Source organism: Flavobacteriales bacterium (assembly GCA_013214975.1).
GTDB lineage: Bacteria > Bacteroidota > Bacteroidia > DT-38 > DT-38 > DT-38.
Genome location: JABSPR010000428.1, coordinates 1 through 9,265 on the forward strand (window position 1 = coordinate 1; position 9,265 = coordinate 9,265).

5 protein-coding genes are annotated in these 9,265 nt (G+C 35.3%); all 5 read left to right on the plus strand.

Translation table 11 applies throughout. The annotated features are described in order from the left end of the window. Positions 1-174, plus strand: a 174-nt coding sequence (locus tag HRT72_13295; protein ID NQY68683.1) for a triose-phosphate isomerase, incomplete at its 5' end; no start/stop codon positions are given. Positions 175-220: 46 nt separating this feature from the next. Beyond that, on the plus strand, positions 221-928 hold the full coding sequence (locus tag HRT72_13300; protein NQY68684.1) for a hypothetical protein: 708 nt from the start codon (positions 221-223) through the stop codon (positions 926-928). After that, positions 886-4,686 (plus strand): hypothetical protein, encoded by a 3,801-nt coding sequence (locus HRT72_13305; GenBank protein ID NQY68685.1) that lies wholly within the window; start codon positions 886-888, stop codon positions 4,684-4,686. Before HRT72_13300 ends, HRT72_13305 begins: the two co-directional genes overlap by 43 nt. A gap of 19 nt (positions 4,687-4,705) precedes the next feature. Then, on the plus strand, positions 4,706-5,347 hold the full coding sequence (plsY, locus tag HRT72_13310) for a glycerol-3-phosphate 1-O-acyltransferase PlsY (protein ID NQY68686.1): 642 nt from the start codon (positions 4,706-4,708) through the stop codon (positions 5,345-5,347). A 130-nt stretch (positions 5,348-5,477) separates the two neighbouring features. After that, positions 5,478-9,265 (plus strand): hypothetical protein (locus tag HRT72_13315; protein NQY68687.1); only part of this gene is annotated, 3,788 nt, incomplete at its 3' end.

Genomic DNA, 9,265 nt, shown 5'->3' on the forward strand with positions numbered 1-9,265 from the left:
TCTAAATATGGAGTTGATTTTGCGAGTAATCTTTCGATATTATATGGAGGCAGCTGTAAACCATCTAACTCTGGCGAGCTTTTTGCGAAATTAGACATTGATGGTGGCCTTATAGGAGGGGCATCGTTACAAAGCGAAGATTTCATGGGGATAATTGAAAGTTGTTCTGTGTAATCCTTAAATGGATTGATTGCGAGGATATAGATTCCTCCTTGTACTTATGAAGAAACATTACTACGTATTCTATTTAGCAATTCTGCTATCTTTTTTTCTGGGTGCTTTAAATGTACAAGGTCAGATTCAGGGAAAAACGCTGAGAAACTTCACCCATACGCAAGGAAAATATTTTGAAGAGCTCATGGGCTTGATGGAAATGATTGATAAAAAGAGAGCTAAGGAATTTGAAAAAGATTATCTGCTTTTCTGGAATTCACCACAAATAACGCCTGAGTGGAGAAAGAAAATATTCGTTACATCCGATAAAATGCTTAAAAAGAGGATGAAAGCATTTCCGGATATCGAGAATTATTTAATAATTACGAGGCATTACTTATCTAATTATAGCGGAGGTATTGATGATTTTGGGCAATGGCACCTTATTATGGAAGAGCTTCTAACAAAGAAGCATAATAAATACCGAGGTGCTACTATGCTTAAGATTGGAGCAAGTATTATAAAAGATAATACGATATATCAATCGAAATTTATTCATTGGAAGGCGTTTCCAAAGAACTTCCATTATGAGATGATTGATGAGCCTAGTATTGTTTTTGATACTTTGAAATTGATCTGTTATTCGAAGGGCGATAGTAGTGTGATATACAATACCGATGGGATATATTATCCTTTAAAGGGTCAGTTTGTTGGAAGAGGTGGAGAAATTAAATGGTATCGTGGTGGATTCGACCCAGAGAGAGTTTATGGATAGGTGTATGGCTATATATTCGAGTAAAGACTCCTAAATATGAGATAGATACGATTGCATTTTTCCATAAGAAGTATTTTGATGAACCTCTATTGGGAAGTTTTGTAGAGAAAATATTACCTAATATAACAACAGAGAGAGCGGTTTATCCCAAATTTGATTCGTTTAGTAAACGTTTGAAAATCGATAATATAATTGGCGATATAGATTATGATGGTGGTTTTTCAATGCACGGCTCAAAATTTATTGGATCTGGGTCTAAAAAGGAGGATGCACTAATATTATTTAGTAGAGAAGATGAGCTTTTCCTGAAGGTGGCTGCTAAGGCATTTATTATTCGACAAGATAAACTTACATCTAACTTGGCTTCAATCTCTTTTTATCATGGGAATGACTCCATATATCATCCTGGACTAACTTTTAAATACCTTAAAAAGGATAATAAAGTAACATTGTATAGATCATTAGAAGGGATTTCACGAACGCCTTTTTATGATTCCTTTCATAAGTTGGATATACATTGCGACAACGTTTTTTGGCATTTAGATGAGCCGAAAATTGACTTTAATATGCTAGAATCGGCCACCACATTCCCCGCGAAATTTGAATCGGCCAATTACTACAAAGAGTCGATATACTATAAAATACAAGGTATTCAGGATGTGAATCCATTGTATCGTCTTATGAAATTTTGCCAGAAAGAAGGTGTTACGGATTTTCCCGTTCAGAATTATGTAGATTTTCTTAGAATGGATCGAACAGAAGTTAGAGCTCAGCTCATGAATCTCTCGTTTCAAGGGTTCGTGCAATTCGATACCAAAAGAGATTACTTATACGTAAAGCAAAAAGTAACTGATTATGTGCATGCAAGAGCAGGGAAGATAGATTTTGATGTGATGCAAATAGGCTCAGTAATAAAGGGTAAGAATAATGCAAGTATCAATTTGTTAAATTTCGACCTTAATTTAAATGGGGTAATGCCAATAGCATTGAGTGATTCCCAGAGTGTATTGATTTTCCCAAGAGGAAAGAAAATAACGATGCACCAGAATAGAGACTTTGATTTTGCAGGATTAGTTAGATTACCTCGATTCGATTATTTTGGAAAAACCTATTCATTTATATATGATGAATTCAAATTGGAAATGCCAATAATTGATTCTCTTGTTCTGAGAGTACCAAGCTTTAAGCAAAACAAGAAAGGAAAAAAACCATTGGTAAAAGTTAGGACAGTAATTTCCGATATGAGTGGAGAGCTCTTAATTGACCGGCATGATAATAAATCGGGGAGGATAGATACGCTTGGTCAGTATCCCATATTTATAAGTAGTAAGAATTCTTATACATATTATGACAAAAAGAAAATCCAAAGAGGTGTTTATACACGAGACAAGTTTTATTTTGAACTAGATACGTTTTCAATTGATAGCTTGAATGATTTTAAAACAGAGAATTTATCTCTTAAAGGAACCTTTGTTTCGAAAGGTGTATTACCTGACATAAAACAGAATTTGGTATTAATGCCTGATTATTCTTTAGGTTTAATAACAGATACACCCGAAGAAGGTTTGCCTTTGTATGATGGGAAGGCAAACACTACTGGTCGAATAAGAATGAGTAACAAGGGGCTAACATGTGATGGTAACTTGAAATATATAGAATCGACTACCGTTTCACAGGAGTTCATTATTATGCCGGATTCAACTGTTGCGCATTCTACAACTAGTTTTAAAAACAATGAAATGGCTGGTGAGCCCCAATATCCCAACGTTGAAGCAACGGACATTTACTTGCGCTATGAGCCAGTAGCGGATTTTATGTCGGTTACGAAGAAGAAAGAAAAGATTAATATGTTTAAAGAGGTGAAGTTTGATGGAACTTTTACCTTAAACAGGCAAGAGTTGTTTGGTAACGGTAAAATTGACTTTTTTACATGTGTTATTGTTTCCAATAGGTTTGTGTTTAAACATCATGAAATACAGGCAGATACTTGTGATTTCTCCTTATCTGCAAAAGATTTTTCTGATTTAGAGGATTTTTCATTTTTTAGTAAAAATGTTAGCGCCGATATTAATTTCGAAACCATGGAAGCCCGTTTTCTCTCAAACGGATACGGTACATACTTTGATTTCCCTATTAATCAATACAAATGTTTCATGGATAGATTTGTTTGGTTTATGGATCGACAAGAACTTGAACTCGCAAAAGATGACATGAAATCGAAGGATTTGGCTTTTGAACAGCCTGCATTTGTATCCGTTCATCCCGAACAGGATTCTTTGAAGTTTGATGCTCCTTTCGCTAAGTATAGCATGAAAGATTTCATTATCAAGGCATCCGAGGTGCCACACGTGGATGCAGCCGACTCAAGAGTGTTTCCGGATAGTGGTAGAGTTAATGTTTTCCCAAGAGCAAAAATGGAAACATTAAAAAACTCAAGTGTTCTTACAAATACGGTAACGAAGTATCATAATTTTTATAAAACGAACATCGATATTATGGGAAGAAAGAACTTCAAAGGTGATGGATTCTATGATTATATAGACAAAACTAAAAACAAGCAAAGAATCTATTTTCATAATATTAGACAGGATAGTACGAAACAAACGTATGCTGAAGGTGAGATTAAAGATACCGCAGAGTTTACCCTTAGTCCTGCGTTTGGATATCATGGAATGGTAAATCTAGAAGCTAATGATAGGTCGCTTTATTTTAATGGTAGCTTTAAGTTGTTTAGTGAATGTGATTCTCTAAGTCAGACATGGATCGACTTTAGATCTGAAATAGATCCCAAGAAAATTTATATACCTATATCAAGTTCTCCTGTAGATAGTGGAGGTAAAGCCCTGTCTGTAGGACTTAACCTTACTAGAGATTCAACTTTTGCATATTCATCCTTTTTGTCTAGGCCATACAAAAAGGACGACATTAGTGTGATCTCGTCGGATGGGTTTTTGTTTTTCGATAAGAGTTCAAGAGAGTACCGTATATCTTCGCAAGAGAAATTAAATTTCCCCTCTACACCAGGAAACTGGGTTAGTTTGAAAAATAATAAATGTTATGTCTACCATGAAGGAAAACTTAATCTAGGAGTTGATTTAGGTGAGCTGAAAGTTGGAGTAGCGGGTAACTCAACACATAATTTAGAAACAGATGAGATTAAGCTTGATCTAATGATGGTTTTTAAATTTATGTTTAGTGATAACGCTTTGAAGCTTCTGTCGGGTGACCTTATTGAAGACGAAGGATTGAACTTAGTGAATTTTGAAAGAAAAACTTACGAAAAGGCATTACGAGAATTTAATGGAAAACAAGCTGGTGATAAATTAATTGGTCAGGTAAGTTTAGATGGAATGTTTAAAAGAGTTCCCGACGTGTTTAATCATCCTATGGTATTAAGTGATGTTAAGATGATATGGGACGACAAAACACATACCTATAAGTCTGTTGGTCAGATTGGTGTGGGTAACGTCTATAAAAAACAAATTAACAGAATGGTAAACGGAAAAGTTGAATTTGAAAAAAGGAAGGGAGGGAAAGATCGAATGCATCTATATATTGAACTAAGCGATGGTTCTTGGTATTACTTTTTCTATCGAAATGGCCTATTGCAAACAGTATCAACCAATAAAGAGTACAATACTGTAATTAAAGAAATGAAGGCGGAAGATAGAAAGCTTAAAACGAAACGTAAAGAAGAGCCATATTCGTTCACGATTTGTTCAGAACGATTAAAGAATACGTTTATCGAAAATTTCTAATTGATTATATTTGTATCTGATGGATCAAGCAATCAATTTCTGGTTTCTGTTATTTGCATACCTTCTTGGGTCTATACCAACATCTGTATGGCTGGGTAAAATTAGATATGGCGTAGATGTACGTGAGTACGGTAGTGGTAATAGTGGGGCAACAAATACCTTTCGTGTATTAGGGAAAAATATAGGGATACCGGTACTCTTTGTAGATGTATTCAAGGGATGGATGGCCGTTAAGCTGGGTGTTTTCGTTTTTGATATGTCGCAACCTGAACAGTTGGTTAACTTCCAGTTGTTATTAGGTTTGGTTGCTCTAATTGGGCATATATTTCCAATTTATGTTGGGTTTAGAGGGGGTAAAGGAATAGCCACGTTATTAGGTTTAGTAATAGCAATTCATCCGGCAGCTGCGGTAATCTCCTTACTTGTATTTATTATGGTTCTTATTTCAACCAAGTATGTGTCTTTGAGTTCAATCATGGCAACCTTGTTTTTTCCAATAAGTGTGATTCTGGTTTTTAAAGAAACAATTCCATCTTTGATGATATTCTCGGTATTGGTCCCGGTTCTGGTGATTTTGACTCATCATAAAAACATAAAAAGATTAATTAACAGGAAAGAATCTAAAGTTGCTTTTGATCGAGGCAAAAATGACAATAAGTAGTTCATTTACGTTTTTAGGAAACGCGGTGATTTCTAACTATTTATTCGAGAACAAAAAGCGTATTTTTACATATACAAATTGATTTATTAGCATATTTAAATTTAGTAACCAATGTTGCTAAATTAGGCCTGTGAAACAAAGCTGGAAATATATACTAATTGTTCTTCTTCTAGCCAGTCTAGCTCCTTTGACGGGAATCTCCCAGGATAAAGAGTATAAATCGGAAAAAGAACTAATTAAAGCTACCAACAAGCTCTTCTCCAAAGGGGATTACGAGACAGCTATGCCTTTGTTTTCTCAATTAAAAAGTGTTAATCCAAGCGAACCACTTTACGATTACAAGTTAGGTATTTGCATGTTACATGTAATGCCAGAACGTTCTGTGCAAATGCTAGAATATGCAGCGCAAAAGAAAGGAATGAAAAAAGAAGTTCATTTTTTCTTGGCTAGAGCATATCATCTAAATTATAGATTTAACGATGCGATTAAATCTTACAACAAATACATTGAATTATCGGGGGTTAAGGAAATTGAGCAACTAAAGGTTGGGCAGTTCTTGAATATGTGTCGAAGTGGTATTGCGTTGATGTACAGTCAAGGTGATGTAATGGTATACGGAACAGGCTCTGGTGAGGCTGTAAATGAATTCTTTACAGTAAAGGAGAATGAGGTAATGGATCTTGAGAACTACTTTAGATCTTATGATCTTGAAGAATTTTCGTCGAAAATTATTGTCAAGGATGACGAGAAGAAAACTAAAAATGACATATCAAAAGAGGAGAATTCACTTATAGTAAATACGAGTGGACTAACAAAGGTTTTCTTCACAAGTTATGGGGATGCGGGAGATAATAAGGATATATATTATTTTAGGAAAGGAACCTCGTTCGAGGCTAAAAATGCTGGACCAGTAATCAATACTAAGTATGACGAGGAATTCCCTTATTACAATCCTAATAACCAAACACTCTACTTCTGTTCTAAAGGGCATAATAGTATGGGAGGTTATGATGTGTTTAAAACAGTTTATGATAAGAGCACAAAATCATGGTCTAAGCCTAAGAATTTAATGTTCCCAATTAATACACCATTTGATGATGTATTGTATATCTCGGATTTGAATGATGACTATGCATATTTTTCATCTCAAAGAGGGGAGTCGCACACGAAAATTCATGTTATAAAAATCAAGAGTGGAAGGCATGTAATAATTAAAGGAACTTTTTTAACAGATAGCCTTACGGCAGATGCAGCAATTACGATTGATGTTTATGATAAGGCGGATGAAACACAGCTTGGTGTATTTCAGGTAAATAGATCTAAAGACAATTATTTAATTGTTGTTCCCAAGGGAGGTGAATACAGATACGAGGTAACAGTTGATGGAATGGATGACATCCAGATGTTTGATGTTTCAGTGCCTAAATTAGAAAAGGTTGGGCAATTAATACCTCAGCAATTAATTCATATTAAAGGCAACCTCACTGTTGCAAGTAGTTTTCCTGAAGTGTACAATAAGCCAGATCCCGTTTATGATCCGAATTTTGATTACCCCAATTTTGATGTAAGCTATATCCAGTCCATTGGAAATTTAACCGTTACACCTGAAAATGTATCTATCCTAGATTTTGCACTATATATGGATTCTATTTCCAACGCGCGCATGATGGCAGAAGGGAATGTTCAAGAATCTAGTTTAGTCACTAAAGATGATACAAAAGCAGTCGTTGATGAGAATGTTGCTCAGATATATACTCGGGTTAGTGAGTTGGAAGATGAAATGAATAGAACGTTGCTACTTGTTAAGGACAAGACAGAATTAGCAAAAATAAAGATGGATGAGGCGAATGAAGTAATGGAGTTCTCTACCACAATTGATTCCGATTATGATAAAGCTCAAGTGCTTGCAAGGGCAATTGATATAAAGCATCAATCTAATAAACTAATGCGTGAAGCCGAGCTTGCTTATAATATTGCGCAGGAGTTGAAGCATGGACAGGAGGCACTTACTGATCAAGCTAATAATATTTTGAATTACATGGATAAGTTTAGCTTGTCTGAGGATCCAAGAGATAAAGAGGCATATCTAGATACAGTTTTACAAGGGGTGCCGATGGCAGAGTCTATGATAAAAAGCAGCAAGAAGAGACATGGTCTTGAGAATTATGAAAGAATAAAGAAAGAATGGTCGAAGGATATTAAAGGATTAACAAGAACTGCTTTTGAAAGATTAGATAGTTTAAGAAACCTTTATGAAATAGCCGGACGGAAACTTGTTTCTCTAGATGGGACACTTGAAAGAGAAACTAAAAAAGGCAAGAAGGCAGAAATTCAAGAGGAAATAGATCGTAAGAAGGCCGAACGTCATGAATTGGGTGAGCTGTTGGCAAAAACGGAGAATGAAGCTCAAAGGTACGACACAGAGTATAATGGTCTTGTAAAGCAAGTTGCCATGATTAGCGATTTGATCAATGATATTGAAATAACTCCAGTTCCTAAGGATGAAAATCTGATCGCTAAAATTGAAATGTCACTCCTTCAAAAAGCGATAGAAGAAAATCAAGAAAGACAAGGTGCGCTTAAAGATGAACTGGTTGATTTAGGAGTTACAGAAGAGCAGTTAACGCATCAAGAAGTTCCTGAAGGTGAAATTGAACTTGTTAAAGAGGAAAGTTTTGGTGCGCAAATGACGGATCAACAATTAAATGAATTTGAAAACAGTTTAGGTACAACTTTAGATTTTGAAGAAAAGATTAAAGAATCTGGGAAAGAAAAGGATTTAATAGCAAAAGGATTTGCTGAAGCGGAAATATATAATGAATGGGCTGGTGAGCTAGAATTAGAGTCGGAAGCTCTAAAAGATAAAATCGAGGATGCAGCTGCTGGTCAACAAAAGGAAGGCTTGCAAATGCAAGCCCGTGCATTGCATGATTTAGCAGTGCAGAAAAGAGGTATGGCAGAAGATGCATTGGCACTTTCAAATACTAATGGGAACTCTTATCAACAACCCGAATTAGATAATACTGAGCTTTCTGGTTTCGAAAAGGAGTTAGCATTTACTGGCACCTATGAAGAAAGAATGGACAGTATAGAATCTGGAAATAATAATTTCGAGAACGGTTTTAAACAAGCTAAGTTATTAGACGAATGGAAAGGAGAGTTAAAGAAAGAGTCTAATGATTTGTTTGAGCAATTAAAGGCTTCGAATAGCAAAGAAGAAAAGGAAGCCATCATTCAAAAAATAGTTGGAGTTAATCAGCTATTGAAAGAAAAGCAAGTCCAATCACTGAAAATGGAACAAGCTCAAATTAATGAGATGAACTTTAATGAGAACAATGTTGAAGCCAATAAGTTAATTCAAGAGGCGAATAATTTACAAGAACAAGCGATAAAATATGCAGAGTTAATTCAGCCTACAAAAGAGACGACTTCCGATTTTATGGTAAGGTCTGAAGAGATGAAAAGGAAAGCAGTTGAAAAACAAATTGAAGCTGCAACACTTTATGCACAGGAAAACAAGGAAATCTACGCAGAAAATGATGAAGAAATTGGTGGTCTTATAAAGGAGGCTGAATTGTTAGGCTCTCGTGGAACAGACAAATTAGTTCGTTCATTATTGGTAGAGGCGATGGAGAAAATAGATGAAGCAAATGAGATTAGAAAAGGCCTGCCTTTGTTAACAGATGATGTATATAAGCTTAATGCTGTGCGAAAAGCGTACAAGTTAGAACAAGAAGCTATTGAAGCTCAGAAAACAGCAGAAGATGTTTATACTGAAGAAATAGAATATGCAATCAAGGCGCAACAGTCTCCAATAGATAATACATTGAGTATAGATCAAAAGCTTTTCGAAGCTAGTCTTCCTAGTACAGAAGAGTTCTATAATGAAATAGGAAAGCTATCCACCTATCCTACAAA